This window comes from Lichenifustis flavocetrariae (assembly GCF_026130545.1).
Lineage (GTDB): Bacteria > Pseudomonadota > Alphaproteobacteria > Rhizobiales > Beijerinckiaceae > Lichenihabitans > Lichenihabitans flavocetrariae.
Genome location: NZ_JAMOIM010000039.1, coordinates 19,965 through 46,650, shown reverse-complemented (window position 1 = coordinate 46,650; position 26,686 = coordinate 19,965). Strand labels below are relative to the sequence as shown.

The 26,686-nt window shown below is 66.0% G+C and carries 30 protein-coding genes and 4 pseudogenes; 16 read left to right on the top strand and 18 right to left on the bottom strand.

Features of this window, described 5'->3' with window-relative positions; genetic code table 11:
• Positions 1-209 (top strand): annotated as a pseudogene (locus M8523_RS29680) (LysR family transcriptional regulator); the annotation flags it as partial.
• Between the two features lie 96 nt (positions 210-305).
• Here the strand turns inward: M8523_RS29680 and M8523_RS29675 are convergent.
• Positions 306-1,061 (bottom strand): SDR family NAD(P)-dependent oxidoreductase, encoded by a 756-nt coding sequence (locus M8523_RS29675; RefSeq protein WP_282588467.1) that lies wholly within the window; start codon positions 1,059-1,061, stop codon positions 306-308.
• Between the two features lie 227 nt (positions 1,062-1,288).
• Here M8523_RS29675 and M8523_RS29670 point away from each other — a divergent pair, with 227 nt between their 5' ends.
• Positions 1,289-2,179 (top strand): AraC family transcriptional regulator, encoded by an 891-nt coding sequence (locus tag M8523_RS29670; RefSeq protein ID WP_282588466.1) that lies wholly within the window; start codon positions 1,289-1,291, stop codon positions 2,177-2,179.
• A 70-nt stretch (positions 2,180-2,249) separates the two neighbouring features.
• Here M8523_RS29670 and M8523_RS29665 read toward each other — a convergent pair whose 3' ends face one another.
• Positions 2,250-2,618, bottom strand: coding sequence for a winged helix-turn-helix transcriptional regulator (locus M8523_RS29665; protein WP_282588470.1), 369 nt, complete (start codon positions 2,616-2,618; stop codon positions 2,250-2,252).
• A 166-nt stretch (positions 2,619-2,784) separates the two neighbouring features.
• Between M8523_RS29665 and M8523_RS29660 the strand changes: the two genes are divergently transcribed.
• Complete coding sequence (locus M8523_RS29660) at positions 2,785-3,543, top strand: SDR family oxidoreductase (protein ID WP_282588465.1); 759 nt, start codon at positions 2,785-2,787, stop codon at positions 3,541-3,543.
• Positions 3,544-3,697: 154 nt separating this feature from the next.
• On the opposite strand, the gene M8523_RS29655 is transcribed toward M8523_RS29660, so the two are convergent.
• Positions 3,698-4,018, bottom strand: coding sequence for a DUF736 domain-containing protein (locus tag M8523_RS29655; RefSeq protein ID WP_282588464.1), 321 nt, complete (start codon positions 4,016-4,018; stop codon positions 3,698-3,700).
• 495 nt (positions 4,019-4,513) lie between these two features.
• Between M8523_RS29655 and M8523_RS29650 the strand changes: the two genes are divergently transcribed.
• The 3 genes from M8523_RS29650 to M8523_RS29640 all read left to right on the top strand — a co-directional run bounded on the left by M8523_RS29650 (position 4,514) and on the right by M8523_RS29640 (position 8,291).
• Positions 4,514-6,040 (top strand): ATPase domain-containing protein, encoded by a 1,527-nt coding sequence (locus M8523_RS29650; protein WP_282588463.1) that lies wholly within the window; start codon positions 4,514-4,516, stop codon positions 6,038-6,040.
• The gene (locus M8523_RS29645; protein WP_282588462.1) at positions 6,027-7,733 is read left to right on the top strand and encodes an ATP-binding protein; all 1,707 of its coding nucleotides are present in this window, start codon (positions 6,027-6,029) and stop codon (positions 7,731-7,733) included. The genes M8523_RS29650 and M8523_RS29645 overlap by 14 nt, the downstream gene beginning before the upstream one ends.
• Positions 7,734-7,898: 165 nt before the next feature.
• Positions 7,899-8,291 (top strand): DMT family transporter, encoded by a 393-nt coding sequence (locus tag M8523_RS29640; RefSeq protein ID WP_428351587.1) that lies wholly within the window; start codon positions 7,899-7,901, stop codon positions 8,289-8,291.
• Between the two features lie 137 nt (positions 8,292-8,428).
• On the opposite strand, the gene M8523_RS29635 is transcribed toward M8523_RS29640, so the two are convergent.
• Complete coding sequence (locus M8523_RS29635; protein WP_282588461.1) at positions 8,429-9,205, bottom strand: metallophosphoesterase family protein; 777 nt, start codon at positions 9,203-9,205, stop codon at positions 8,429-8,431.
• On the opposite strand from M8523_RS29635, the gene M8523_RS29630 reads away from it, so the two are divergent.
• Both M8523_RS29630 and M8523_RS29625 read left to right on the top strand, forming a co-directional pair.
• Entirely contained in the window at positions 9,189-9,503 is a 315-nt protein-coding gene (locus M8523_RS29630; RefSeq protein WP_282588460.1) for a phosphoheptose isomerase family protein, read from the top strand. The genes M8523_RS29635 and M8523_RS29630 overlap by 17 nt on opposite strands.
• Positions 9,487-9,822: an SIS domain-containing protein gene (locus tag M8523_RS29625; RefSeq protein ID WP_282588459.1), complete on the top strand. Its 336-nt coding sequence runs from the start codon at positions 9,487-9,489 to the stop codon at positions 9,820-9,822. The genes M8523_RS29630 and M8523_RS29625 overlap by 17 nt, the downstream gene beginning before the upstream one ends.
• 125 nt (positions 9,823-9,947) lie before the next feature.
• On the opposite strand, the gene M8523_RS29620 is transcribed toward M8523_RS29625, so the two are convergent.
• The 9 genes and pseudogenes from M8523_RS29620 to M8523_RS29580 all read right to left on the bottom strand — a co-directional run bounded on the left by M8523_RS29620 (position 9,948) and on the right by M8523_RS29580 (position 16,535).
• Complete coding sequence (locus M8523_RS29620) at positions 9,948-10,583, bottom strand: GNAT family N-acetyltransferase (protein WP_510182674.1); 636 nt, start codon at positions 10,581-10,583, stop codon at positions 9,948-9,950.
• The gene (locus M8523_RS29615; RefSeq protein ID WP_282588458.1) at positions 10,546-11,181 is read right to left on the bottom strand and encodes a hypothetical protein; all 636 of its coding nucleotides are present in this window, start codon (positions 11,179-11,181) and stop codon (positions 10,546-10,548) included. Before M8523_RS29615 ends, M8523_RS29620 begins: the two co-directional genes overlap by 38 nt.
• A gap of 82 nt (positions 11,182-11,263) precedes the next feature.
• Positions 11,264-12,496 (bottom strand): serine hydrolase domain-containing protein, encoded by a 1,233-nt coding sequence (locus M8523_RS29610; RefSeq protein ID WP_282588457.1) that lies wholly within the window; start codon positions 12,494-12,496, stop codon positions 11,264-11,266.
• Between the two features lie 22 nt (positions 12,497-12,518).
• Positions 12,519-13,046 (bottom strand): P-loop NTPase family protein, encoded by a 528-nt coding sequence (locus M8523_RS29605; protein ID WP_282588456.1) that lies wholly within the window; start codon positions 13,044-13,046, stop codon positions 12,519-12,521.
• A complete protein-coding gene (locus tag M8523_RS29600; protein ID WP_282588468.1) occupies positions 13,043-13,474 on the bottom strand; it encodes a nuclear transport factor 2 family protein in 432 nt (143 codons plus the stop codon). Before M8523_RS29600 ends, M8523_RS29605 begins: the two co-directional genes overlap by 4 nt.
• Positions 13,469-13,786 (bottom strand): annotated as a pseudogene (locus M8523_RS29595) (VOC family protein); the annotation flags it as partial. The pseudogene M8523_RS29595 and the gene M8523_RS29600, both read right to left, overlap by 6 nt.
• Positions 13,787-13,812: 26 nt before the next feature.
• Positions 13,813-14,610 carry a class I SAM-dependent methyltransferase gene (locus M8523_RS29590; protein ID WP_282588455.1) on the bottom strand — a complete coding sequence of 266 codons (798 nt, stop codon included), beginning with the start codon at positions 14,608-14,610 and terminating at the stop codon, positions 13,813-13,815.
• A 458-nt stretch (positions 14,611-15,068) separates the two neighbouring features.
• Positions 15,069-15,581, bottom strand: a complete 513-nt coding sequence (locus M8523_RS29585; protein WP_345894322.1) for a GrpB family protein — start codon at positions 15,579-15,581, stop codon at positions 15,069-15,071.
• Between the two features lie 57 nt (positions 15,582-15,638).
• Complete coding sequence (locus M8523_RS29580; protein ID WP_282588454.1) at positions 15,639-16,535, bottom strand: phosphotransferase family protein; 897 nt, start codon at positions 16,533-16,535, stop codon at positions 15,639-15,641.
• A 293-nt stretch (positions 16,536-16,828) separates the two neighbouring features.
• On the opposite strand from M8523_RS29580, the gene M8523_RS29575 reads away from it, so the two are divergent.
• The 4 genes and pseudogenes from M8523_RS29575 to M8523_RS29560 all read left to right on the top strand — a co-directional run.
• On the top strand, positions 16,829-17,836 hold the full coding sequence (locus M8523_RS29575) for an alpha/beta hydrolase family protein (protein WP_282588453.1): 1,008 nt from the start codon (positions 16,829-16,831) through the stop codon (positions 17,834-17,836).
• A gap of 5 nt (positions 17,837-17,841) precedes the next feature.
• On the top strand, positions 17,842-18,531 hold the full coding sequence (locus tag M8523_RS29570; RefSeq protein ID WP_282588452.1) for a hypothetical protein: 690 nt from the start codon (positions 17,842-17,844) through the stop codon (positions 18,529-18,531).
• A gap of 59 nt (positions 18,532-18,590) precedes the next feature.
• On the top strand, positions 18,591-19,103 hold the full coding sequence (locus tag M8523_RS29565) for a GNAT family N-acetyltransferase (RefSeq protein ID WP_282588451.1): 513 nt from the start codon (positions 18,591-18,593) through the stop codon (positions 19,101-19,103).
• 20 nt (positions 19,104-19,123) lie between these two features.
• Positions 19,124-19,795, top strand: a pseudogene (locus M8523_RS29560) (carbon-nitrogen hydrolase family protein); the annotation flags it as partial.
• A gap of 195 nt (positions 19,796-19,990) precedes the next feature.
• Here M8523_RS29560 and M8523_RS29555 read toward each other — a convergent pair.
• The 3 genes and pseudogenes from M8523_RS29555 to M8523_RS29545 all read right to left on the bottom strand — a co-directional run bounded on the left by M8523_RS29555 (position 19,991) and on the right by M8523_RS29545 (position 22,303).
• A complete protein-coding gene (locus M8523_RS29555) occupies positions 19,991-20,710 on the bottom strand; it encodes a carbon-nitrogen hydrolase family protein (protein WP_282588450.1) in 720 nt (239 codons plus the stop codon).
• A 77-nt stretch (positions 20,711-20,787) separates the two neighbouring features.
• Positions 20,788-21,110, bottom strand: a pseudogene (locus M8523_RS29550) (DUF736 domain-containing protein).
• A 308-nt stretch (positions 21,111-21,418) separates the two neighbouring features.
• A complete protein-coding gene (locus tag M8523_RS29545) occupies positions 21,419-22,303 on the bottom strand; it encodes an aromatic alcohol reductase (RefSeq protein WP_282588449.1) in 885 nt (294 codons plus the stop codon).
• Positions 22,304-22,428: 125 nt separating this feature from the next.
• Here M8523_RS29545 and M8523_RS29540 point away from each other — a divergent pair, with 125 nt between their 5' ends.
• From M8523_RS29540 to M8523_RS29530, 3 genes are all read left to right on the top strand, one after another.
• Positions 22,429-23,364 (top strand): LysR family transcriptional regulator, encoded by a 936-nt coding sequence (locus tag M8523_RS29540; protein WP_282588448.1) that lies wholly within the window; start codon positions 22,429-22,431, stop codon positions 23,362-23,364.
• A 306-nt stretch (positions 23,365-23,670) separates the two neighbouring features.
• A complete protein-coding gene (locus M8523_RS29535; protein ID WP_282588447.1) occupies positions 23,671-24,039 on the top strand; it encodes a LexA family protein in 369 nt (122 codons plus the stop codon).
• Positions 24,040-24,088: 49 nt separating this feature from the next.
• A complete protein-coding gene (locus M8523_RS29530; protein WP_428351579.1) occupies positions 24,089-24,427 on the top strand; it encodes a hypothetical protein in 339 nt (112 codons plus the stop codon).
• A gap of 34 nt (positions 24,428-24,461) precedes the next feature.
• Here the strand turns inward: M8523_RS29530 and M8523_RS29525 are convergent, their stop codons facing one another.
• Positions 24,462-25,604, bottom strand: a complete 1,143-nt coding sequence (locus M8523_RS29525) for an FAD-binding domain-containing protein (protein ID WP_282588445.1) — start codon at positions 25,602-25,604, stop codon at positions 24,462-24,464.
• Positions 25,605-25,786: 182 nt separating this feature from the next.
• Between M8523_RS29525 and M8523_RS29520 the strand changes: the two genes are divergently transcribed.
• Positions 25,787-26,161 carry a hypothetical protein gene (locus tag M8523_RS29520; RefSeq protein WP_282588444.1) on the top strand — a complete coding sequence of 125 codons (375 nt, stop codon included), beginning with the start codon at positions 25,787-25,789 and terminating at the stop codon, positions 26,159-26,161.
• 120 nt (positions 26,162-26,281) lie between these two features.
• Here the strand turns inward: M8523_RS29520 and M8523_RS29515 are convergent, their stop codons facing one another.
• A complete protein-coding gene (locus M8523_RS29515; protein WP_282588443.1) occupies positions 26,282-26,602 on the bottom strand; it encodes a DUF736 domain-containing protein in 321 nt (106 codons plus the stop codon).
• Between the last annotated feature and the right edge of the window lie 84 nt (positions 26,603-26,686).

Sequence of the window (26,686 nt, the reverse complement as noted above, 5' to 3'; positions counted from 1 at the left end):
CGATCGACACGGCAGCCGCCGGCCAGGGCTTGGCGGTGGCAAGCCGCTTCCTGGTGGAGGAGGATCTCAGGTCGAGGTGGCTGGTCCAAGCCTTCGCCGCCACCATGCGCGGCGGACTCGCCTCCTACGTGATCACCATCCGTAAGCCGCGCCAGCCGAAGCCCACGGAAAGCGTCCGCCGTTGGCTGCTCGCCCAAAGGGGTGCGTGACTCTACGGCCGAACGCGCAGCCGTCCGAAGGTCGGACACAGCCGGTCGCTCGACCGGTGAGACAGCTTCGCCTTTCCGAGGCGCTGTTCGAGCCGATCAGATGACCTGGCCGCCCGACACCTCGATGCGCTGACCCGTGACCCAACGATTGTCCGTGCCCAACAGGCTGGCGATCATCGGACCGATGTCGTCGGGCATGCCGACGCGGCCGAGGGCGGTCATCCCGGCGAACTGCTTGTTGAGGTCGGGCATGTCGCGGACGGCGCCGCCCAGGAAGTCGGTCTCGATCGCGCCGGGCGCCACCGTGTTGGCCGTGATGCCCCGGCTACCGAATTCCTTGGCCATGTACAGGGTCAGGATCTCGACGGCGCCCTTGGCGGCCGAGTAGGCGGAGAAGCCGGGGAACGAGACTCGGGTCAGCCCGGAGGAGAGGTTCACGATGCGGCCGCCGTCCGCCAGGACGGGCAGAAGCGCCTGGGTCAGGAAGAACACGCCCTTCACGTGCGTGTCGAAAAGCGCGTCGAATTGCGCCTCGGTCGTATCCGCGAAGCTCGCCATCTCCCCTTGGCCGGCGTTGTTGACGAGGTGGTCGAAGCTCTCGCGGTTCCAGTTCTTCGTCAAGTCCGCGCGGACACTTTCGACGAAGGCCGCGAAGGTCGAGACGTCGGTCACGTCGAGCGGCAAAGCAACGGCACGCCGGTCGAGCGCCTCGATCTCCGAGACGACGGCCTTCGCCTGCTCTGCGCCGCCGCGATAGGTCAGGATGACGTCGCCGCCGTGGCGGGCAATGCTGACGGCGGTGTTGCGGCCGAGGCCGCGGCTGCCGCCGGTGACGAGCGAGATAGTGGTCATCGAAGTTCCCTCTGGTGTGCGTGTTGCGATGACCTCACCATCGGACAACATGGGACTTCCGTGTTGCTTGATGCTCGTTCTTTCTTGCTCGATCCTCCGCGCCGCGCTGCATCCTTGGCGCAACGACGGAGCGGGGACGCCACATAATTTGATGTGGAGCCGTTACCGATCTTGCTTAAAACACGTCATGGGATGGCCTCCCACATGCCTGTGGGTATGATGCCCGGATGATAGACGCGCTGCTCGAAACCGCTCGCCGTCACGCCGACCTGCACTGTCGCGGCGGCGTGGCACCCACGCCCATCGCCGGATTGACGGTCCTTCGGGAGAACATGCCGACCGCGCTGACCTACGCGATCTCGAAGCCGTTGGTCGCGCTGGTGCTCCAGGGCAGCAAGCGGGTGACCATGGGCGGTAAGACCTTCGACTTCGGCGCGGGAGAATCCCTGCTGATCGCCGCCGACGTGCCGACCGTCAGCCAGGTCACGCGGGCGTCGGTCCCCGCACCCTACGTCTCGCTCGTCGTCAATCTCGACCTCTCCGTCATCGAGGGGCTGGTCATGGAAATGGGCTCCGCCCCCTATGGCATGGGAACCCCGGTCCAGGTCGATCCCACCGAGACGGAGGTCTCGGACGCGGCGCTGCGCCTCCTGCGTCTACTTGACCGTCCGGATGCCCTGGCCGTGCTGCAAGACCAACTGGTGCGCGAGCTTCACTTCTGGCTGTTGTCGGGCCGGCATGGCGGGGCCATCCGGGCCCTCGGCGTTGCCGACAGCCATGCGCATCGGATAGGGAGAGCCGTCTCCGTCATACGGTCCGAGTACGCGAGGCCATTGCGGGTGGAGCATCTCGCCGAGGCTGCCGGGATGAGCCCGTCCTCGTTCCATGTGCACTTCCGGGCAGCCACGTCGCTGACGCCCTTGCAGTTCCAGAAGCAACTCCGGCTGATCGAAGCCCGCCGACTTCTCCTTGCCGAAGGCGCGGGCATTAGCGATGCCGCCTACGACGTCGGGTATGAGAGCGTTCCACAGTTCACGCGCGAGTACGGACGCCTGTTCGGCATGCCGCCGGCGCGCGACATCAAGGCGGCGATGGCCAAAGTTCGGGCCGCAGCCTAGAAGATTGGGCCTCCCGGTGTTTTAGCGGTCGGCCGGCGCTGTTGCAGCAGGCGACCACAAACGACCGGTTTTAATCCCCCAGGTCGAAAGCCGATCGTGCTTGCTCGACCCGCGCGAGGTTTTCGGCCGCCCATACCCATACGCCGCAGAAGGCCGCGCCGAGCGTGAAGCCGAGTTCCGTGAGCTTGTACTCCACCTTCGGTGGGACGACAGGGTACACGGTTCGCTCGATCAGCCCGTCACGCTGCATCGTCCGCAGGGTTTGCGTCAGCATCTTCTGGCTGATGTTGCCGATCGCCTCGGCAAGGCGGCTGAAGCGAAGCGTGCCCTTCTCCGCCAGCACCTCCAAAATCAGCATCGTCCACTTGTCGGCTACCCGGCCGATCAGGTCGGTGACGAGCGCCTCGATGCGGGGATCGATCGCGCTCGGCGGGGTCATGCCCGCGTACCGCTTTGCGGCCGCGATCTGCTCGTCGGTGAACTTCGCGGCGATCGACATTATGATGGTCTCCTCGGGGTGCGTATGGAAGGATTAAGTGCCTTCTTTCCATCGGAGAGCATAGCGCCCACCCTTTGCTTCGTACACAGGCTAGGGAAACGGGACGATGAAGCTTACGGCAAGGACCATTCTGATCACGGGAGGAAGCAGCGGCATCGGCCTCGAACTCGCCGGCCAGTTGATCGCGCGAAGCAACGTCGTGATCGTCACCGGGCGGCACGATGGGGCGCTTGAGGCCGCGAAGCGGCGCTTCCCCGGGCTTCAGGCCTTCCGGAGCGACGCGAGCGCAGCAGAAGATATCCACGCGCTGCACGACACGTTGATCGCTCGGTTCCCCGAACTCGATACGCTCATCAACAACGCCGGCATCATGCGGATCGTGAAGCTCGCGGAGGAGCGTCCGCTCGACGACGTCACGCGCGAGATCGACATCGACCTCAACGGCCCGATCCGGATGGTGCAGCGGTTCCTGCCCCATCTCCTGTCCCGGCCGGACGCGCTGATCGTCAACGTCTCGTCGGGGCTGGCGTTCGTGCCGTTCCCGATCTCGCCGATCTACTCGGCGGCCAAGGCGGGGCTGCGTGCCTACACGCGGTGTCTGCGGGTCCAGCTCGAAGGCACGAACGTCACCGTGGTCGAGCTTGCGCCGCCCCTGACCGAGACGCCTCTCTTCTCGACGGAGTTCAAGGACCGGATGAAGGGCGAGAAGGGTATGCCGGTCGATGTCCTCGTCCGGCGATCCATCGCCGCCATCGAGGATGGCAAGACCGAGATCCGCCCTGGCCCGAGCAACATCCTGAAGATTGCCAGTCGCGTCGCACCGGAGACGATGCTCGGGCAACTGAGCAAGGTCGGGCGATCCTGAGGGTCCGTCCCGGTGACTTGCGTGCCCAGTGCGGCACGACTTCGATGCGGCCGAAGGCGTCGATGGGCAAATTAAGTAGGTCTCGGTGCCGGGCCTCCACTTGGCCGGCGATCGCTCGACGGCGCCCCGCCTTGGACGAGGCGCCGTACTACCGTCAATCCCGGTCGCGTCGGGTGCCCCGCGACCAGAGAAGGCTGTGGTCCTTATCCTCATCGTTCGACACCAAGCTGGCGTAGAACGGCGCCATCATGCTCGGGTCATCGAGGAGAACCGACAGGTAGTTCCGACCCTCCTTGGACCTCTTGCTCCAGGCCGCGCCGATCTCGGCTTGACCGGCGTAGACTTGGTGGCTCGGCCCGTTTTCCGCGGTCCGCTTGGCGGGGACGATCCGGACGTCCCTTGCCCGTATGGTGAGGGTGGCGATCTCGCCGGTGAAATCGTTGCCGTTGGACTTGAAGGTGCCGATGACGCTCATGTCGATCTCCTGCTTCCGCTTGGGCCCGCGTCCATCGCGGTCTCGATGGCGATGCAAGTGCCGGAGGCGATCGACGCCGCATCTGTCAGGACCGCAGTGCCAGCGGAGGACGTCGCTGGACAAGCTTCTTGCCTTGCGAGGAATGTGGCCCTGCCGCAGGGGATGAAGGCAGGCCGGCACCGTTGCGGCAGGAGATCGAGGCGAAGCCGTCCTCCGGTCAGGTCAGCCAGTCGAAGAGGCCGCTCGGGCGCCTGCTCAGGAGGGAGGTGAAGAGAGGCGACCGTCCGTCCAGCGAACCGCCACGTCGCGTCGCGCGCCGTCTTGGCGAGGTACTTCCGTTGCCGAATCGGCCACATACCCACCGGATCCTGGCCCGTAGACACGAACCCACTGCCGCCATAACGTCTTGTCCTGACGCGGTCAGAACGGCTGGCGTGATCAACGATCACATTCCCCTGCACCTGGGAGTGGCAAGCCCGCGACAGGAATGAGGCCATGATCGACAAGCCGGAGACAAACCAGGACTCCGACGAGGAAGTACCGCGCATTTCGACGGGCAGCGAGGGCCTGAACGACATTCTAGGCGGCGGCCTAGACCCGAACCGCATGTACCTCTACGAAGGCAGCCCCGGCTCGGGCAAGACGACCATCGCCTTGCAATTCCTCCTCGAAGGCGTTCGGCAAGGCGAACGCGTCCTCTACATCGCCCTGTCCGAGACGCTCGCGGAACTGACCCTCGTCGCCAAGCGGCACGGATGGTCCCTGGACGGGATCGAGGTTTTCGAGCTGGTCCCGAGGGAAGTCACCCTGGACCCCGAGCAGGAACTCACGGTGTTCCATCCGGCAGAAATAGAACTCAGCGAAACGACGAAGCTGGTCTTCGACAGGATAGACGCGTCGAACCCGTCCCGGGTCGTCTTCGACAGCCTTTCGGAATTGCGTCTCCTGGCGCAGAGCCACCTGCGTTACCGGCGTCAGGTCCTCGCGTTGAAACATTTCATTTCGAGCCGGTCATGCACCCTGATCGTCCTCGATGACCTTTCCTCGCATGAAACCGACATCCAGCTTCACTCGATAGCCCATGGCGTCGTGCTGCTCGAACAGATCGCGATCGAGTACGGGGCGGAGCGTCGGCGGCTCCGCGTCGTCAAGATGCGGGGCATTCAGTTCCGGGGCGGCTACCACGATTTCACCATCAAGCGGGGCGGCCTGGAGATCTATCCCCGCCTCGTCGCTGCCGAGCACCACGCTTCGTTCGACACCGGATTCGTTCCGAGCGGCAACGCGGACCTGGACAGGATGCTGGGCGGCGGCCTGGAGCGGGGGACGAACGCACTCCTGATCGGAGCTGCCGGCGTCGGCAAGTCCTCGGTCGCGCTGACCTACGCGATCGCGGCAGCCGAGCGCGGGGAGACCTGTGCCTTCTTCGCCTTCGATGAAGGGCGGGGAACCCTGGAAGCCCGAGCCCGAACCCTCGGGCTTCCCTTGCGGGCGGCCATGGAGAACGGCCGCATCCGCTACCAGCAGATTGATCCCGCCGAGCTGTCGCCGGGCGAGTTCGCCGCCACGGTACGACGCAGCGTCGAGGTCAACGGCGCCCGGCTCGTCGTGATCGACAGCCTCAACGGCTACCTGAACGCCATGCCGGATGGTCGATTCCTGATCCTCCAGATGCATGAGCTTCTGACCTATCTCGGCCAGAGGGGGGTGCTGACGATCCTGGTGCTCGCGCAGCACGGGCTCGTCGGGCCCATGGAGACCCCGCTCGACATCAGCTACCTGAGCGACGCCGTTTTGATGGTGCGGTACTTCGAATATGCCGGCAACGTGAGGCGAATGCTCTCGGTCGTCAAGAAGCGGAGCGGCAGCCACGAACACAGCATCCGCGAGTTCCAGCTGACCTCGCAAGGCGTGACCCTCGGGCCGCCCCTCACCGATTTCAGCGGCATCTTCTCGGGCACGCCTCGATACACGGGGGACAGCAAGCCGCTGATGAAGGAGGGGTCGGTTGACGGCGCTTGAGGAAGCAACCAGTCGCGTCCTCATCCTCGCCCCGATCGGCCGTGACGGTCCGGCCTCGGCCGAGGTCCTTCGCCGTGCCGGCATGTCCGTCGAGATCTGCCGCGATCTGGTCGACTTGGTCGCGAGGATCCAGGTCGGCGCGGCGGCAGTGTTCGTCGCCGAGGAGGCCCTGGTCGGCAAGGATCTCTCGCCCCTGATCGCGTGGGTCGAGGGACAACCGCCCTGGTCGGATCTGCCCTTCGTGATGCTGACGAGCCGTCAGGCGCGGCCGCCTCTCCTGGCGTGGCGCCAGGCGACGGTTCGGACATTGCGCAATGTCTCGTTGCTTGAGCGGCCGGTGCAGGCGCTGAACCTGACGAGCATGGTTTCGGCAGCCGTACGGTCGCGGATCCGCCAATACGAGGTTCGCGTCTTTCTGAGGGCCCAATCCCACGCCGCGGAGGCGCTGGAAGCGCGGGTGGTGGAACGGACGAAGGCCCTGGCGGCCGCGAACAGCGCGCTGCGCGATGAGATGGCCGAGCGGGAACGGGTCGAGGAGAGCCTTCGGCAATCCCAGAAGATGGAGGCGATCGGCCAACTCACGGGTGGCGTCGCGCATGACTTCAACAACCTGCTGACCGTGATCCGGTCGTCGGTGGACCTGCTGAAACGGCCGGATCTGGCCGAGGAGCGGCGCCGACGTTACGTCGAGGCGATCTCGGACACTACAACCCGCGCGTCCAAGCTGACCAGTCAGCTTCTCGCCTTCGCGCGCCGGCAATCGCTCAAGCCCGAGGTGTTCGGCGTTCTTAATTCCGTGCACACGGTAGCCGACATGGTCGCCCCCCTCACGGGATCCCGCATCGCGATCGACAAGCGTCTGCCGGATGCGGCCTGCTTCATCAACGCCGATCCAAGTCAATTCGACACGTCGCTCATCAACCTCGCCGTCAACGCTCGCGACGCCATGGACGGCGAAGGACGACTGACGATCATCGTCGAACCGGCGTCGCGCATACCGGCCGCGCGCGCGCACCCGGAGGTTTGGGGTGCCTTCGTCGCCGTCTCCGTCTCCGATACCGGATCGGGAATCGCCTCGGGCGACCTGGAGAGGATCTTCGAACCGTTCTTCACGACGAAGTCGGTCGGCCAGGGGACCGGCCTCGGCCTCTCGCAGGTGTTCGGGTTCGCGAAGCAATCGGGTGGGTCGGTCGCGGTGGAGAGCGAGGTCGGCCGGGGCACGACGTTCACGCTCTATCTTCCGAGCGTGAAAGAGCCCGCCGTCGAAACGGATGCGGCACCGGTGCCCGCGCCTCTGGTCGCCGGCCATGGCACGTCCGTGTTGCTGGTGGAGGACAACGCGGATGTCGGCGCGTTCTCGGTCCAGGCCCTCCAGGAACTCGGGTACCGAACGACGCTTGCGTGCGACGCCGCGCAAGCCCTCTCCGTGCTGGAACTGACCGCAGACGCATTCGACATCATGTTCTCCGACGTGATGATGCCGGGCATGAACGGGATCGAGCTTGGCCAGAAAGTAAGGCGCTTGCACCCGGACTTGCCGGTCGTGCTAACGTCGGGGTACAGTCAGGTCCTGGCCCAGGACGGCAGCCACGGCTTTGAACTGCTGCACAAGCCCTATTCGATCGAGGACCTGTCCCGCGTGCTCCAAAAGGCGGCGGAAGGCAGTCGTGCGAAGCCTACTCGGACTGCCTAGGCTCCGAGGTCACTTAGGATCGCCCCTATGCGACGGCTCACCACTCGGTGATCATCCCCTTGATCCGTCGCGCCGGCGTTTCCATCGCGAGCGGCTTGGTGACCACCTGCATGCCGGGTTCGAGGTGGCCGTTGCGGAGTATTCGGTGACGCCCTCGCGCTCGGGATGACGGTCGCCGTGGCCGGCATGATGGTGCTGGCGCGCCGCTTCGGCGGCGTTTCGGCCCTCGCGGCGGCGGCCCTGTCGGCCTTGTTGAGCGGACTGGCGTGCTGGCCGCTCGGACACCCTCTGGCGATCGGCGGCACCGACCTGTTGCTCCTGGTGTCGTTCGGCCTCGTCAACTCGGCAGCCGGCCTGGCACTGTTCACTTTGGGAGCCCGCCTTCTGCCCCCGGTCGAGACCGCGCTCATCGGCGCCCTCGATGCGCCGCTCGCGCCCCTGTGGGTGTGGCTGGTCTTCGCCGAGACGCTCGGCAGCGGTACCATCGCCGGCGGTCTGGTCGTGTTCGCCGCCGTCGGAGTTCACATGGCCTTCGCAGCCCGCAAGGCATCGGCTTGAATGTTCAGGCACCGTACCTGGAATGTTCCTCGCCCATGATGCTGAAGGTGGCGGCGGCTGGCAGGTGACCTACCGTGTCCGGGAGATGGCAGCAGCCTTCAATCCGGCACCTTGACCGGGCTCACGACGGTGGAGTTTCAACCGAAGTCCTGCGCCTGCTGCTGGCGCTGCAAGATCTCGCGGTAGTCTGTCAGCGCCTCCGCATCGCTCGGAGTCGCCTTCACGTAGCTTTCGACGAAATCCTCCACGCCAGGCATGCCGCTCACGAGCATGCGCTCAATGGCGCGCTCCACGTCGTAGGGCGTCCGTTTCAGGACGACCTCGGCACCGAGCAGGAGCCAGGACGCACCCATGTGTCCGTAAGGCATCCCGACCGATCCTGCGTTGATGAAGCGGCGTCGGTTAAAGAGGCGGTCGAAGGGCATGTGGCAATGACCGAGGACGACCGTGTCGCCCTCCAATGCGGCGAAGGCCGCCAACGCATGGTCGAGGCTGCTGTCCACGAGGAACATTTCGTCGTCGTTGCGGCCCGTCGCGTGGCATATCCCGACCGTTCCCAATCCGGCAACGGCAAACGTGCAGGAGAGCGGCAATGCACCGAGGCGTTCCGCTTGTGCCTCCGAGATCGCTCGTGCCGCCCACTGAATCATCGCATCGGTGGCCACGTCGGCATGGTGGTAGCGGCCCGCTCGCGCCTCGGCCAGCCACCGGTCGCCGTTGCCGCGCAGCCAGATCGCGCGATCCCCGAGCGCCTCAAGCCGTTCGAGCGTCCCGGTCGGGAACGGGCCATCCGCGAGGTCGCCGTTCAGGACCACGACGTCGACCCGGGCGGCATCAACTTCAGCCAAGACGGCCTCCAGGGCCGGCAGATTGCCGTGAATGTCCGCCAGGACTGCGATGCGACCGAAGCTCATTGTTTCTCCTGGCAAGCCGGTGACACAGGATGCCGAGTCTGCAAGTCTTTCGCGCGATAGAAAAGGTCAGCGGGCGATGCGCGAAGAAACCATGGCTGCACCCTGGGCGGTGGTTGAGAGGGAACTGAGCGCCTTGTTGGCGCAGGTCGATCCTTCGCAGTTCGAGCACTTGGCCAAAGCCTTTGAGGCCAAAGACGGCCGTCTGTTCTTCTCAGGCCAGGGCAGGTCCGGTCTGATCGCGCAGATGGCGGCGGTGCGACTCATGCACGCCGGCTACGCCGGTGCATGTCGTAGGTGAGGTCACGGCACCAGCCATCCGGCAAGGCGATACGCTGGTGCTTGTTTGCGGGTCCGGCAAGACGCCGGTGAGCACCTCCTTCGCCACCACCGCCGAGGCCGAAGGCGCGACCTTGGTCGTCGTCACGCACAAGCCGGAAAGCCTGTTGGCTCGGACTTCGGATTTGCTCCTGACCGTGCCGATGGACGCGTCCGTCCAGTTCGGCGGCTCGGTGTTCGAGCAGGCCTGCCTCGTGATGTTCGACGCCTTGGCACTTCGTCTTGGATCGGGGCCGGACGCGCAGGCCGCCATGTGGCGCCGCCACACCAATCTGCAATGAGGCAGGACACCTAGCCGTTGCCAGCATCAATGGACGGGAGCCTGTTCCACTTCAGCGACCGAGCTGACGTCGTCCCCTTTGAGCCTCGTCCGCCGGCCGTGCCGGCGAAACGGCGGCCGGGCAGGTCACCGGGACGTCGGTCGTCGAACCGGCAGCTCGGAGGTGAGATAAATTCTCTCTGCCGTCCGCTCGCGGACGCGTAAGCCGTGCCGGAGGTAGAAGGCGATGGCTGGATTGGTGGTCAGCACGCTCAGTCTGAGCGGGAGGGAAACGCGCTTAGCCTCGCTGACGACCTGCTTTAGGATATGCGAACCGACACCCAGCCGCTGAAACGTCGGCGCGATGAACAGCTCGTCGAGCCATAAATGATCGACGAGCGCCTCCGTGGTGACGCAGCCTGCGGTTTTGCCGTCGACCATGATGATGCGGCATCCCGCGACTGTGGTGCGCACGCCGAGTTCCGGCGGCCACTCGCCCCACAGGGCGACCGCGTACTCCCGCATGCAGGCCTCTTCCAGCCAGACGAGATAAGGCTTGTCGTTTTCGAGAGCCGGACGCATGCCGATCAATCGAGGAGCCAGATGCCGGCTGAAGAAATCGACGGTGAGTTGCCATTCCCGATTGCGCGCGTCTGGACGAAAGGCGTGAATCTCGCCGCCGAAGAAATGCGCTTCCACTTGCGTTCCAGCCGCAGCCATGCGGTCGGCCAGCTGGCGGGCGTAATCAGCATTCCAGACCTCGTCCTCGGTTCCCTGCGTGATCAGTACGGGATAGGGACGTGGTGCCTCGCCAAAGCGTTCCGGGCATCGTACGGTCGGCGTTGCCGCGCCATGTCCACGCGGGGAGATGCCGGTCGCCATCCCAGTCCCTGCCGGTCTCGAAGTCCGACAGGATGAAGGCCGGCCAGATGGCATCCTGCGGCGAGTGAACTGCCACGGCGCTTGGGGTGGCGTCGCTGCCATCTTCTGCCATGAGCTGCGCAGCGAGTAGTGCATGCTCCGCGCCCCTGGAGTAGCCGAACAACCCGACACCGCACCGATGGCCGGCAAGCTCCTGCTTCAGGAAGGCGAGCGCGGCTTCGGTGCCGTCGAGAAGCGCGCTATCGATGCCGGGCGCCCGGCCGGACTGGCGTGGCCGGTTGTAGCTGTGCGCCAGCGCCACGAAACCGTTGGCGGCCAGCAAGTTGGCGGCCAGCAACAAGCAGCTCACGTCGTTCCACCCCGAAAACCCGCCGTCACTGCCGTGCAAGCAAACCCTGCCTCCGCGCGGCGGAAGGCGTTCGGGCCAGTAGACGGTATCGCCGGACGGGGATGCAGATTGGTGGATGGAGAGGCCCATGGGCGCGACCCAGTCGCTCACGCGATCCGCTCGGCGATCTGATCATGGCTGTTCTGGTGCAGGATCAGACTGGCGGCGCGGCCGTCTTCGCCAGGCTCGAACGTCAGCTGCGCGCCCACGCATTTGTAGAAGAAGCTCCAGTTGGAGGTCGGGAACACACGATCGGGAACACACGACAGGTATTCTGCTCGCCCAGCTTGACCAGAAGCCCTTGATCGTCGGCGGTCACGTCGAAGATCTGGGTCGGCGTCAGGCGGTATCGTCCGGTCAGTCGGAGGAATTGCGCGGGATCGACCGGAACCGCCGTGCGGTGCCACATCAGCCGAAAGCGGGGATCGAGGATGTGGAGCCCGAGATCGGCCGTGATCTCCGTCAAGGCGTTGCTGAGCACGATGACGCCACGGTCCCACGCCGGCAGGCAACCCAGGTACGACCGGAACCCGCCGGTGCCGCCGGTATGCGAGAGCAGCAGGCTCCCGTCCGGATGGTCCGTCCGGTAGCCCAGGCCGCCCTCCTTCAGCGGTGTTTTCAGGGTCGCGATGGCGGTCGCCAGCGGGGACGTGGAGGGGGTCCGCAGGGCGTCGACGAACAGCAGCATGTCGGCGGCGCTCGACCGGAATGCGCCGGCCCCTTCCATCGCGCCGAAGCGCCAGGCAGGCACGGCGTCGAGCGCATCATCGTGACCCGTGGCGACCGCGGACGCGAGATGTTGCGGCACCTCGATCACGGTCCGGTGCATCGCCAGCGGGTCGAGGAACCGGGAACGGACCAGCGCTTCGTACGGGATGTCGGCTCGGCGGGAAAGCGCGTGACCCAGGAGGCCATAACCTAGGTTCGAATAAACATTCACGTCGCCCGGCGTTCGCGCGAGTTCGTGATCCGCGAGGAAAGCGTAGAGCAGGTCGGGCGTGTAGGGTCGTTCGGGATCGGTCCATTCAGCCAACCCGAAGTTCGCCGGCATGCGCGGCAGGCCTGAACGATGGCTGGCAAGATCGAGCAGCGTGATGGGCCGGCCGTTGCGCGCCGGGACGCGAACGCCGTTCGGCAGCAGGTCTTGCACCGGCTCGTCCAGGCGCACTTCGCCCTTGTCGGCCATGTCGGCGAGGACGAGCGCGGTGAACACCTTGGTGATCGAGCCGATCTCGAACAGCGTGCTGGCGTCGACGGGGTTGGTCATCGACGCGTCGGAGTGCCCTTGCGCGATGAAGCGGTGGCCGGCGACGTCGGTCACGCCGACCACCATGCCACGACTGAGATGATGGACGTCGATCCGCCTGGCAAGCAGGGTCGCAATGCCCGTGTCGGGGAGGATCGAAGGGGGCGGGTCTTGGATCATCGCAGCAGAGTCGCCGTGCGGGTCATGCGCGTGCGCCTATCGTCTTTGCGAACCGATCCAGATCCTCGACGCTTCCGATGCGCTGCACGGCCGTGCCTTTCCTCTCGATGTCGGTGCAAAGCGTCCTGATGCCGGGCATCCAATCCCGATCCACCTCCCAGATGGTTCGGAAAAGCGCTTCGGTCGGGGGCGCCTGCGTGATGCCGCCGGGCGCATGTTCGAGCGTTCCATTGGCCCAAGCGATCTGTCGCTCGGCGGCGAGCCAAAAGTGCATCCAGAGCGGCATGTCGACCAGGATGACCTCCGTCGCACGGGCCAGACGGCGTGGGATCGACGCCTGGCGGCCGAGGCCGTCCACAACCCAAGCGTCTTGCTGGATGACGTCGTCGTGCAGCCGGTCGTAGACACCGGTCGGCGTGGGGACCCAGCCGTCATGCCAGAGGAACCGATCGACCTCCACGTGTAGTATCCCACGCTCGGCCCCGAGCCTGCGAGCGAGGGTCGACTTGCCGCCACCCGCGTTGCCGATGATCACGATCCTGGCCATCATGATTCCTCAATGGACCGCTCGGCGCTGGTTGTTCCTTGATGGAACAGCAGGCGCCACCCGGCTTCCGCCCGGATCCAGAGCGAACTGCGAAGACTTTTCTTGTCGGCCGCGTCCGGCCTATGTCTAGAAACCCGATAGGTCACCAGCACCGCATCGGGGCCGAGGCGTCGGAACGTGAAATCCCCGGCCTCTCGCACGATCGTCCCGACGCTGCTCTCTTCGGCCGCAAGGCTCGATACCGTCGCCGGCTTATCGAAGACCCGGCCGGAGCTGCCGAACTCGACGAAGTCGTCGTGCAGCAGGGTTGCCACCTCCTGGGCCGAAGCCCGTGTGCCTGCATCCAGGAGGCGCAACTCACCCGCCTTGATCGTCACCACGTCGTCGGTCGAATCTGCCGCCGCGCCCGAGGCGCGCGCCGCGACCTGCATCAGCTCGATCCGGTTCCCGAACGGGTCGTCCACGTAGCGCCGGTCGTAGCCGTCGAGCGGCTCGTCTGCCCGGCAAAGGTACCCGGCCGCTTCGAGCCGGCTCACCAGTTCCGCAAGGTTCGGGATCAGCAGGGCGGGATGAGCCTTCCGCGCCGGGACGAAGTCGCAGTCGACGCCGAGGTGAAGCTTCGCGGCGCCGCCGACGAACCAGCAGCCTCCCCGGGCCGCGAGGTTGAGAGGCTTGGCAACTTCGGCCAAGCCGAGCAGGCCGGCGTAGAAGGTGCGGGCCTCGGCCTCCCGTCCCGGCGGCATGGCGAGTAGGACGTGGTCGAGGCTCGTCAGAGCGATGCTGGTGGCTTGCGCGCCCGCACGTGCAGGAACAGGGGCACGACCGCCGTGTCGGCCACGATCGGCACGGTCCGGGCCAGCTCGGGGTCGGCCCGGGGTTCGCCCATCGCTTCGATCACCAAGCCGGTCCCGACGATCATGGCGATCCACTCGGACAATGTGCGGTGGAAGCGCGGCGTCCGGAAGGGTTCAACCTCATCCCGTTCAGCCTTGGGCAAGGTGGAGAACCACCAAGTATCCTCCCGGCCGTCGATGCGGTCGAAATATCCTCCGAGTTCGACGCCGCGCACCCTTCCCTCGTCGTCCCGCAACACCTTGCGGTGGGGCGGCATGAAGCAGGGGTGCAGAATGGAGAACTGGAGGAAGCCGCCGGGGCGCAGAACACGTGCCGCTTCCCGCAGAGCTTGACCAGGGTCCGGCATGTCCATCAGCGACATGAAGGCCGTGGCGAAGTCGAAGCCGCCGTCCTTGAACGGCAGCGATAGACCATCGCCGAGCGTGAACGTGATGCCGAGCGGATCGGCGGCTTCAGTCTCTTGCGCGTGGCGGATGAAGGTCGGTGCGATGTCGACGGCACGCATGCAGGCGCCGCGCCGGGCGAGCTGCCGGGTGTTGGAACCCTCGCCGCAGCCGATGTCGAGGCCGACGAGACCGTCGACGGGCGGCAGCAAGGCCAAGAAGGTGGGCGTGTTCAGCGCGTCGCGATAGACGTCGAGCCCACGCCGGGCATGACGCGTCCATGTCTCGGCGTTCGCCTCCCATGCCCTTGCGACATCGTCGAGCTTCATCGCGCCTCCATCCATCGTCAAGGAACAGCGTGGATCCCTCGACGTCAAGATCGACCAAGCTGCCCGACTTACAGTTGCCCGATGATGACGGCCGGTCGCCGAGCGTAGTCGGGTGGGCAGGGTCGACTTCCTGCGATTGGCGAGTGAGCCCGTTCACTCAATGAGGCAGTTGCAGGAAGAAGAAGCCGAACAGACCGATCAGGGCGACAATGACACCGATTTGACACGGGCCATTTTCGCGAGACGGAGTACCCGGAGCGTCGGCATGGCGTGCGGCCCTCTTGGATGGGCTCCTGCTACCTTCGGTGCGCAGGCTGGACGCGTAAGAGGCTGGCGGTCTGCTGCCGGCGCGCTGGACGAGGCGTGCTGGAGAACATGCAATTCCACGTTTACAGTCGGTCTTTAAACGGGTTCGGATGGGGAGCGAGCCGGAAGGCCGACCGCAAGGGAGCCCTCGATCATCGCTCGCCGCACGATTTCGGCGACGAACGGTCCCTTGCTTCCCGTGTAGTGATTCCAGTCATCGATGGCCTCAAGTGCAGCCTGTGTTTCAAGGCAGCGTAGGTCGCAGCGGCCTCTGGATAGCGGCGCAAGTAGTCGCGAAAGAGGATCCGGCGCAGATGGGTCGGATGCTCGGGCGCGCATAGGTAAAGCCGCTGGCCGTACGAACCTCGGCCGGTGGTGAACACCCACATGTCATCCTGATGCCTGTCGCCATGGAACGTGTAGTCCCGCGTTGCCTGCATCCTCTCGATGGCCTCCGGGATATCGGCAGGCCGCCGAAGGAGGATGTCGACATCGATCTTCGGCTTGGCGCTAAGACCAGGTACGGCAGTGCTGCCGATGTGATGGATCTCGGCGACCAAGCCCGACAGCAGTTGCTCCAGCCGCGCATGGACCTCCTCGAACAGGATTGGCCAAGCTGGATCGTATTCTACGACCTCGATAGATCGGCGTCGGTCAGGGCTCATGCCAGCGGTCCGTCACTTTGGTTCGACAGTCGCACATTCGCCTTCGAATGAAGCCGCCTAGGCTGAGCAGGCGGTCTCGATCGTACCCCTGCACCAATCGAGGAGGGCCGCCTTTTTCGTGTCCAGGAACAAGAAGGCGTAAAACAAGCGATAGAGCGCCACGTCCTGCTCACGAAGCCCGATGGCCGTCAGACAAGAGTGGACCACCTTCTTGTCCTCTTCCGTGATCCCGTCCATGCCGGTCAGGTAAAGCAGGGCGCTGGCAGCATCGAGGCGCCAATCGCCGACGAGCGTCAGGGGACCGAAGTCGATTACCCCCGTGACCGTGCCTTCAGCCTCAACGATGACGTTCGCGGAGTAGAAGTCACCGTGAACCAAGTGGCGCTCCACGGGTCCATGGTAAGCAAGCATACGCTCCAGGATCCTCAACGCGCGCTCTGGCTCGACGATGCCGTCACGAAGTCGGATTCGACTTTCCCTGAGGCAGGTTTCGGCCTTCGTCAGGACGCAGGTCTTCCAGGTGTCGCTCCGGATTGGTGGGTCGGCCATGACCTCGCCGTACCCGACATGCCCATTGTATCCGATCCGGCGGATAGCCGTCACGGCTCCGGCGTAGGCTGTGAGCGCATCCTCGCGCGCTTCGCCCTTCAGTCGAGCCAGCAGGTCGACCAAACTCGATCCCGGGATTCTCCGCTCGATCGAGTAGCAGACATCGCCATCAATGCCGTGTTCGATGATCGAAGGAATCGCGAATGCTACGGTAGAGGCGTCGAGACCGGCGTAGAAGGCGCCACGTTTGGCGATGTAGGTCGGATCGACGTGACGCTTGAAGAACCGGATGATGCGGTCCTGATCGAGCGCGTAGACTTCGGCCTCGTCGCCCTCGCCAAGTCTTAGGACAGGATGCTGGGCTGTTCGGCGGAGGATTGCATCCTTGCGGTCGTGCCACTCCATCTTGCTCTCCGGGTTCGCGGCCGTCATGCTGGCCAGAAGACGTCTTCGAAGTCGAACAAGGGTCCTGTCCGATTTCCTGATAGGCGATGGCCGAAAGCCCGCAGTCCGGTTCGCTGACGACGGAAGCCGATCAAGTGCTTTCTATGACAGCGCTCCGCACCTGGGCACCTCCATCTTCGGGCGCCCGCATGACGATCCAGACATGCCGTGTGCCGGGGAGCAGCATTACCTCCGCCGTGACTTCCGGCATCGCACCGAGCAAGATATGCGCGTGATCACTGGGCGAATCTGCCATGAGGGTCGGCTTTCGGAGCGGCATGATAGGGGATGCCGCGCGGCTCGATTGGGACGGAGCGGGGCCACGTCCCATTTCCTGGGCGGCCTGGTACCCCGTGGAGAACGAGGCGACGGCGGTGTTGCCTGCGAGCCGAGAGGCGGACGCCGCGTGGTTCCGCCGTGGCGCCGTTGTCGAGCGGGCACCGCCTCGTGCATCCGGTGAACCCTGGCCCGCGGTGCTGATTTCGCATGGGACCGGCGGATCGGCGCTCCAGATGGATTGGCTGGGACATCGGCTGGCGCGACGTGGCGTCGTGGCGCTCGCGCCCAACCACCACGGCAATACCTTGGTCGAACCCTTCAGACCGGCAGGCTTCCTGTGCTGGTGGGAACGGGCGCGGGACCTTTCGGTCCTCCTGGACCACGTCGTGGAGGACGAGGCTTTCGCGCCGCACGTCGATGCGGGACGCATTTTTGTCGCTGGCTTCTCTCTCGGAGGTCACACTGCCTTGTCGATCCTCGGCGGCCTCACCGACATGGCGTGTTTCCAGGCCTGGATCGGAAAGGCCGGCTCCCCACAGGGTCCCCGGGCGTTCCCTGCGGTTGGCGATCGCATTCCCGAACTTATGGCAGGCAGCGCGGTGTTCCGGTCGTCCTGGGAGCGTCAATCCGACCCCTACCTCGACCGTCGCATCCGAGCCGGTCTGTTGCTGGCGCCAGCGCCTCCCGTGCGGGCGTTCACGGACGCGAGCCTCGGGCAGATCACGGCGCCGATCCACATGATGACGGGCGGGGCCGATGATGACGCGCCGGTCGAGGTCGGCGCAGTCTGGTTGGGCGAGGGGCTGCGTTCCTCGTCGCTCGACATCGTCGACGCTCGGGCGGGCCACCTGATCTTCCTGCCTGAGGCGACAGACACCGGTCGCTTGGACGCGCCGGAGCTTTGTCGCGACGCGCCCGGCGTCGACCGTGGCGCGGTCCACGACGCCGTCGCAAAGGCTGCCGCGAAGCTGTTCGGCCTGTGAGCGGGATGGGGCTGTCTTCGTCCGATGCCGCTCGCGTCCAAGCCACCCTGGATATGATGCAAGGCAACGGGCTGCGCGATTTCGCGATCACGGGCGGAGTCGCGGTGGCGGCGCATCTCGCCTCGATCTCGCACATGCCGCGTCCGCTCAACGACCTCGACCTCATCGTGGCTGGAGCCGGCGCCCTTCCCAGCTGCCTCGCCGCCGGACTGTTGGTCAGCCACGTGCACCTGGACGCGAAGCCCGGCCGCATGCTGTTGCAACTGGTCGAGCCTGAGACCAGGCTGCGCGTCGACATCTTCGGGGCCATCGGTGGGCAGTTGCGACGGAGCCGGCCTCTCGAATCGTTGCGGGACGGCCTTTACGTCGTTTCTCCCGCCGATCTTGTCGCGCGCCTCAAGGGGCTGCTGCTCGACCTCGGGCTGGACGAGGTCGTTCCGGCCAAGCACGCACGCGACCATGCAGCCTTGCTGGCTCACGGCGCCGTCGACGGCATTGAGGTCGCCTGGGCCGAACATCGACGGGCCCGGCATCCCGCAGCCTTTGGGGAAGCATGCCGGCAGGCCCAAGCACTCACGCGGGAAAAGGCTCACTTCCTTGCCGCTTCGGGGTTTAAGCCGTGCGTACCCTGCGAACGTTGCCGCGAAGCTCAAGGCTTTCGCGTGGCGGCAGGCGAGCGCATCGTGGCGCCATAGGCTACCGGTGATGACCGCCAAGACGCCGGACCGTTCCGCTCGAACCCAGGAGATGTGTCGTGAACATCCATGTCCGTCAGGCGACCGCGACGGACCTCGATTCCATCCTGATCTTGAACCGTGAGGTCCAGGCGCTTCACGCGAGCCTCGAACCCGAGCATTTCAGGTCGGATGTCGACGAAGGAGAAGTCAGGGCCTTCTTCGCTGGCCGGCTGGAGAAGGCGAATCATGGGATCTGGCTGGCGGAGTCGCTGGGCCGGCCCGGCGGATACGTCTGGTTCGAGAAACAGGAGAAGGCCGGCACGCCGTTCAGCCCGGTTCGCCGGCGCGTCTACGTCCATCACATCGTGGTCGCCGCCGACCTCCGCCGCCATGGCGTCGCCTCGACGCTGCTCCGGTGCGCCGAGGCGTCCGCGCACGGGGCGGGGATGCAACGGATCGTGCTGGACAGTTGGGCCGCGAACGTCGGCGCCTTGGCTTTCTTCGACTCGGAAGGGTTCGCGTCGCTGTCGATGCTGCTCCTGAAGGATCTTCGCAACGATGGCGAGAGTCGTTTCAGGACGTCAGCCTGACGCCAATCGGAGGAACGCTTATGGCGAAATGGACGGGTGGCTACACGTGGGACGTTCCCCCGTCCGGCACCGCTGCCCCGTCCCGCCTGACGGTGGCGACCTGCCAGTTGCCGGTCCTGCACGCCATCGACCGGAACCTGGGCCACGTGCTGGATCTCATCCGCCGAGCCGCTGCCGCAGGGGCCGACGTCGCGCACTTCCCGGAATGCGCGCTGTCGGGCTACGGGCCGGCGAACTGGCCCGATTGGTCCCGCTTCGACTGGGTCGCGCTTGAGCGGGCCTGGGACGCCGTGCGCGAGCAAGCCCGTCAGGATCGGATCTGGGTGGTGTTGGGATCCGTCCATCGTGGCGGCCCCGACATTCGGCCGACGAACGCGCTGACGGTCGTCGACAGGGACGGCCGGATCGCCGGCCGCTATGACAAGCGCCGCTGTTCCGCGAACGATCTTCGCGCCTTCCGCCCTGGGGACCGGCAACTCGTTGTCGAGATCGACGGGGTTCGCTGCGGCTTCCTGATCTGCCTCGATTGGGCGTTCCCCGAGCTGTGGTCCGCCTATGCCGGTCAGGTCGAATTGGTCCTTCATTCCTGCGTGGCCGACGATGCGCACCGGCAAAGGAACCACGCCCACACTATCCCGTCCCTGATGCAGGGCTACGCGTGGCTGAACCAGTTCGCCGTGAGTGTCTCAAATTCCTGCCGTCCGACCCAGGATTTTCCGAGCTTCTGGGTCGAGCGGAGCGGCCATGCCGGCCGGAAGGCCATGCTTAACGAAACGGACTTCGTGCTCAACGCGCTTGCCGACGATCCGGAACAGGACCGCTTCTTCGAAATGGTCCGTCATTCCAGGGCGGCCGGGTCCGGGGCGGTGCTACCGGGCCTGATGGTCTCAGGGCAGGTCGAAGATGACCATGTCCTCGACCAGCTCGGCGGAACGGCCCACGACAGTCCCGTCCGGCGAGATGATGGCCGTGCAGCCATAGCTGAACCAACCGTCCAACCCGGGACCGGCCACGTCGGCCGCGATGAGCCAGCACCGTGATCGCCGCGCGGTGTCTTTGAGGTTGTCCAGGGTGGGGACACGCCACCGGTCCGCCTTCTTCGCGCGGAGGGTCATGTTGATCGGGGCGCGGATCAGTCGTGCACCCTGGGTCGTGAGCCGTTCGGCGGCGCAAGGGTGGTTCAGGTCGTTGCAGATGTTGATGCCGAATGTCCAATTGGAACGCGTCCAGACCGGGAAGTCCGTTCCAGGCACGCACCCGTCCTCAATGGGAAAGGCCTTGGCATAGACGCCGACGATGCGACCGCCCTCGATCACGACGGCGCTATTGAGGATATGCGATCCGCGCCGCTCGAACAGGCCGACGATCACGACGGCTTTGACGCCCGACAAACGTCGGAGCATACCTCCCACCACGGGGCCATCGAGGGTCACGGCACGTCGCTCGATCAGGCCCTCATCGTAGGCGTGCCCTTGTAGGTAGGCTTCGGGGAAGAGCGCAAGATCGACCCCCCTCTCGTCAGCGAGCGAGCAATCGCGCGCGATCCCCTCGATCGCCCGGCCGGGATCGTCGAAGATCGAAAATCGCTGGAAGGCACCGACTCGCATGGAACGAGCTTACCATCCCGGCAGCGCACTGGCCGACATTCGGCGCCCCGGCCTTGTGGGCAGCGGCGCCTGCGATGTCAGTCTGCCTTTCGCCGGCTGCCGCGCGACCAGACGAGGACGTGCTCGGCTCCGTTCTCCCCGGGAAGCAGGTTGGCGTAGAACGGCGCGATGAGCGTCGGTGCGTCGAGGAGCAACGATAGGTACGGCTTGCCTTCGCTCGACTTCTTGGACCACGCGGCCCCGACTCGGATGGGCCGAGGTAAACCCGGTGGCTGGACGCGCTGTCCGAGCCTGGGCGGCTCGCCGGGACGATGCGGACCTGCTTCGCCTGGAACCCGAGGGTGGCGATCTCGCCGGTGAACTCGTTGCCGTTGGCCTTGAAGGTCCCGATGGTCGTCATGTCGATCTCCCGTTTCGATCGAGCCCGCGTCCATCGCGGCCTCGATGGCGATCCAGGTACCGGGGGCGATCGACGCCGCATCCGTTCGGACCGCAGCGTCAGCGGAGGACGGCAAAGGCGGGCTTCTTGCCTCGCGAGGAATGCGGGATGCAGGGGAAGAAGCTCGGCCGACGCCGTTGCGGCAGGCGATCGAGGCGAAGCCGCCCTCCGGTCAGGTCAGCCAGTCGAAGGGGCCGCGAGGCGTGGGGATAGCCTAAAGGGGAGGAGGCGCCGGTGACACGGACCAATCGTTCAAGCGGCGTTCCCGCTCAGCGAGTGGCAAGCACCTCAGCGACCGACGTCCAGCGCAGCCCCGGATAGCGACCGTTGTCGAGGGGTGCGAGCTTCCCTTGTCCGGTGAACATGTTGTGCATGTACTGCATGCCCTGCCACGGCGGGAAAACCGACCGCCGGCCCGGCGCGACTGCCCGCAGAATCCGTATCACCGCAGCGAGCGCTCCAAGGTTCCCGGCGCGCAACGTCTTAAACGGCTTGCCCGTGACCTTGCCGGCGATAGCGGCCAAGTCACGCGCGCTGACCTGGTCACCGGCGATGCGGAGGACCCTCGGCGTCGTGGGATCGAGTGCCGCCTCGGCCGTGAAGGCGGCGACGTCGTCCATGGTCGTGAAGTCGAGCCGCTGGTCGACGTCCCCGAAGTAGAGCACGCGTTTGGGCTTGAAGAGGAGGAACGGCGCCTGGCCCGCCAGCAGCTCCATGAAGCCACCGTTCAGAATGGAGGTGCCCTTGATCGGCGCCGCGTCGAGCAGCTTGTGGAAGTCGCGGCGAAGGTCGAGGTTGCGGTTGCTGCCAGGTGGCGTCTTCGTGAAGTCGAGGGAGAAGTCCGAGGGGATGAAGCGTGGCACGCCGGCGGCGACCGCCGACTGGAGCAACACCTCCTGAGTGTCGATGATCACGGGACGCAGGCCGTTCAGGGCCGAGACCACGCAGGACGCGCCGCGACAGGCCGCCGTCACCTGCGAACCGTCGTCGGGATCGAGTTCCACGACGGTCACGCCCAGGGCCTCCAATCGCGCGATCTTGTTGGGCGTCGTGCCTCGCCGGACGATCGCCTTCACGTCGACATGGCGAAGGCGCAACTCTCGCGCTATCCGACCTCCGAGGGCGCCCGTCGCCCCCGCCAGCAGAATGGTCATCAGTTTTCCTTTCGAGCCGACACGGCGGCACGGTAATTCGGCATGCCGAGGAGATAGGTCGTTCCCATGCGGAGAATAGCCACCTCCGATTGGACAGCGCGTTCCACGTCTGGAACGATGGACGAATGATGGATCTCGTCGACCTCCGCGCCTTCGTCCGCATCGTCGAGCTGCGAAGCGTGTCGGCGGCGGCGCGCGCCCTCGATGCGCCGAAGTCGTCGATCAGTCGGTCGCTGGCGAGGCTGGAAGCGGCGGTGGGCGCGGTCCTGGTCGAGCGATCGACCCGGCACCTTCGACTGACCGACGCCGGCGCCCTCCTGCATCCCCACGCCCTCCGCATCCTGAACGACGTCGACGAGGCAGGGAACGCCCTCGGCAGCTTCGCGGGCAAGCCGCGTGGCACGCTGCGGGTCAACGCGCCATTCACCTTCGCCGTGGGGCTGCTGGCGCCGATGCTGCCCGGCTTCCGCGCGCGGTATCCCGACGTCCGCGTCGTGCTCAGCATCGACAACCGCACGATCGACGTGCTGGCCGAGGATGTCGATCTCGTCGTGCGGATCGGCACACTCGCCGAATCCGGACTGATCTCCCGCCGCCTAGCCACGATGCAGCTGTGGACCTGCGCGAGCCCGGCCTACCTGGCGGCCCGGGGCGTCCCCGCTTCGGTGGACGACCTGAGCGGCCACGACCTCCTGGACCGGGCCGACAAGGCAACGAGGTGGTGTTTCCACACCGGCGAGGGCAAGGAGGCGGCCGTCGAGTTCCAGCCTGTCATGGTCGTGCCTGAACCCGCCGCCATGCTCGTCGTGCTGGTCGGTGGTGGCGGCATCGCGCGCCTTCCGGATTTCCTCGCCGCCCCCGCCGTCGCCAGGAGTGAATTGGTCCGGGTGCTTCCCACGCTTGAACCGGAGTCGGTCGATGTCCACGCGCTCTACCCGAGCCATCGCAGCCTCTCGGCCAAGGTCCGGGTCTTCATCGATGCGCTGGTCGTCCACCTGAAAGCGAATACGGCGGCTGACCGTCCGGGAAGCGACCCGCCCCGGAGCAATCGATCGATCTGACGGCGGGGAGGCGGCCCGCTCTCCCCACATAGGGCCGTAGGGACGCCTCCCCGCCGTCAGGGTCGCTGCGAACGTTATCGCTTGCCGGACCCAACTTGAGCTGCCAGAGTTTCCGTAACAGGAAGTCAGGAAAGCATGGCAGCGATGGCGAGAATGGGAAGGCCTCCCGGCGAGGCAACCAAAGTCGTGAGATTGCCGCTGCCAGTTGCGTCGCTGGCCAAGCGCCTTGCAGAGCGGACGCTGCGCGCCGGCGACATCAACATTTTCCTGGACGTCGAGTCCCGCACGGCGGCGACAGTGCCCCTCATGGCGTCGCAGGCCGAGTGTGGCTTCCCATCGCCGGCCGACGACCACCTGGACCGGCCGCTCGATTTCAACGAGCTGCTGGTCACGAACGCGGCCGCAACGTTCGCGGTGCGGATCGCGGGCGAAAGCATGACGGGCGTCGGGCTCTTCCCCGGTGACATCGCCGTGGTGGACCGGTCCCGGGCGCCGGCGGAAGGCTCCATCGTGCTTGCGCTGCTCGACGGCGAGTTCACGATCAAGCGGTACAGGACGAAGGGCGGACGGGTTTGGCTCCAGGCCGAAAACCGCTTGTTCAAGAACATCGAAATCAAAGAAGGATCGGACTTCGAGGTCTGGGGCGTGGTGAGCGCATCCATCCGGAAGTTCTGATTCGTGACGCTTACCCTCGCGCCGCGACTGCGGCACGCGATCTCACCGAATGAGCCGCTGCGTGCCTGAGCAATACCCGGTCACTCCGGACGGCAGGTATTTCGTAGTCCGGGGCAGGCTGTGGCGTTGCACGAATCCGGCGCTACCAGACGTTGAACGCGCCAAGCTCACCGCCGAACTGATGCGGGCCAGGCGAGCGGTCGGTGTTGCTCGACGAAGCGGTGATCGAGACGCCTTGGCGGCCGCCGCCGTCGACGATGCCAAGATCGCCCTGGGCGAACGTGGCCCGGTCTGGTGGGACGACGGCGCCCCCGACCTGAACCGCCACATGGCCCGCACGACGCCCTATGCCGAGTGGTACCGAACCATCGAGGATGGCGGGACCTGAGCGTCTTTCTCCGCACGGAGGGAAGCCGCTCAGGTCAGCGAACCAAGCGATCCCGCAAGATCGACGGGATGGCCGTCTTGACCTGGAAGTACCCCCTGGTGGCTCGCGGCCAGGTGAGATCGTCCCAACGGCGCCTTATCCGCGAACTATCGGACGGGAGGGCCGACGCGGACGGGCCCACGGGCGCCCACGGCGTGACGATCGGCAGGTCGCCGGCCCACCCCTCCGTGGCCGGCCCGGCATCGCAGCCGAAATACGCCTTCGCGCGCTCCAGGGCGTCAGCCATCGCTTGCTCGTCGGCGCGACGGACGTGCACCACGGCATCGGGCGGGTGGGCAAGGAGGCAACCGATCCGCACGACCTTGGCCTCGCCGAGGGGCAGGCTCTCCGGATACAGGTCATCGAGGTGCAGCAAGAGCGCGATCTCACCGTTCGGAATCGGATCTGGCCTGGGCAGCGGCTTCAACTCCGGGGGATCGCCTTCCTCGATCGCCTCCGGCGACTCGTTCAATCCCTGGGGCGAAAAGCGGCCGTCGGTGTACCGCCGGATGTTGTCCGCGCGGGCGGCGTAGACCTTGCCACGCGTGTGCAATCCGGCGACCCATCGCCAGGACAGGGTGTTGCTGGCCGGATCGCCGTCGACGAGGTGGCGAAGGAAGAAATCAGCGCCGAGCGCCCACGGCAGTCGCAGGGTGAAGATCCAGATGGAGGCGAACCACATCCGGGCGTGATTGTGCAACCACCCGGTCTCCGACAGTTCGCGTGCCCAGTCGTCGAATCCGTCGATCCCGGTGCTCCCGGCCACGCCGCTCTCGTAGACCCGGCGCAGACCGGATTGCGAGGCGATCCGGTCCTTCCCCTCGGCGACCAGGGCAGCGTAACGCGTCCAGATCGCGGGTCGCGTTTCGAGGTGGCCTTTGAAGTATGAGCGCCAGAAGACCTCCTCGATGAACTTGCCGGCGGCCTCCGGGCCGTGCTCGTCCAGGGCAGCCGACACGACTTCCTCCTCCAGCAGCAGCCGGCGCCGAAGGAAGGGCGACAGGGCGGTCGTGGTCGGTTCCCGGTCCGGTCCGACATCGGTGTTGCGGCCGGACGCGTAGGCCCGGCCGACGTGCGGGATGACGGCCGCAAGCCGTTCGAGCGCGGCTTCGCGCGTCATCGTGGTGAAGCTTGTCATCTCCGCGATCTGGGGCCGAAACTCACGCTTGCCCAGTGCGGCACGACGTCGACGCGGCGGGTAACGTCGGCGCCAACCCGCGTCGCGTTTCGAGCTTCGATCCCAACGGTGAAAAGGGCAAAAATTTTTCGTGGACCCCTTGAAGCCGTTTTTCTGCCCTCCCAAATCGCCGCCCGTACGACGTGCTTCATAGCAGGGTCCTGAGCGACGCCGACAAGCGAGCCGTCCTCGCGGCCTGGGCCTCCGACGCCCATGCCGTGCCGAACCTGCCAGCGATGCGCCAGCTCGACAGCGGCGCGATCGTCGGCATCGGCACGGTGCTGGCCGCGCTGCGGGCGTTGGACTCGTCGCGCGGCCCATCGGCACTGCCATTCGCAAGCGGACAAGGCCTCGGTTCCAAGCCCCGGTTCACGTCGAAGATGCGGTGGCGCCGTGCACCACACCGGGACGACGGAGACGACGATCCGCCGCCCTCACCCGCCGCTGCCCCGCCGCCCGGCGTCGAACTGGAATTGCGTCGCCGCCGCGACCAGAATTGGCAACTCGCCGCCGCGTGATGGTTGATGCCGTGACCCGTGCACCCGTTACCTCCGCATGATCCGCGATTCATGCCGAACGGTCGTGCCTCAATGCCGCTTGCCGGCGCCTTGGCTGAATGCCGGGGCGCCGGCGTTCGTTCAGTCGGCCTTTGATCGGTTGCCACGGGACCACAGCAGGTTGTGGCTCCGACCGTCCTCGTCGGCCAGAAGGCTGGCGTAGACCGGGGCGATCAGGCTCGGATCGTCGAGCAGGACCGAAAGGTTCGGGCGACCTTCCTTCGACCGCCGGGACCACGCTGCCCCGACTTCGGCTTGGCCGGCATATACCCGGTGGCTGGGTCCCGTATGGGTCGCGCGCTGCACGGGAGCGATACGGACGTTGGTGGCCCGGATCGTGAGGGTGGCGATCTCGCCGGTGAACTCGCTGCCTTGAGCCTTGAAGGTACCAATGGTCGTCATTTGGTGATCTCCCGTTTTCGCTTGAGCCCGCGTCCATTGCGGCCTCGATGGCGATCCAGGAACCGGGGGCGATCGTCGCCGCAT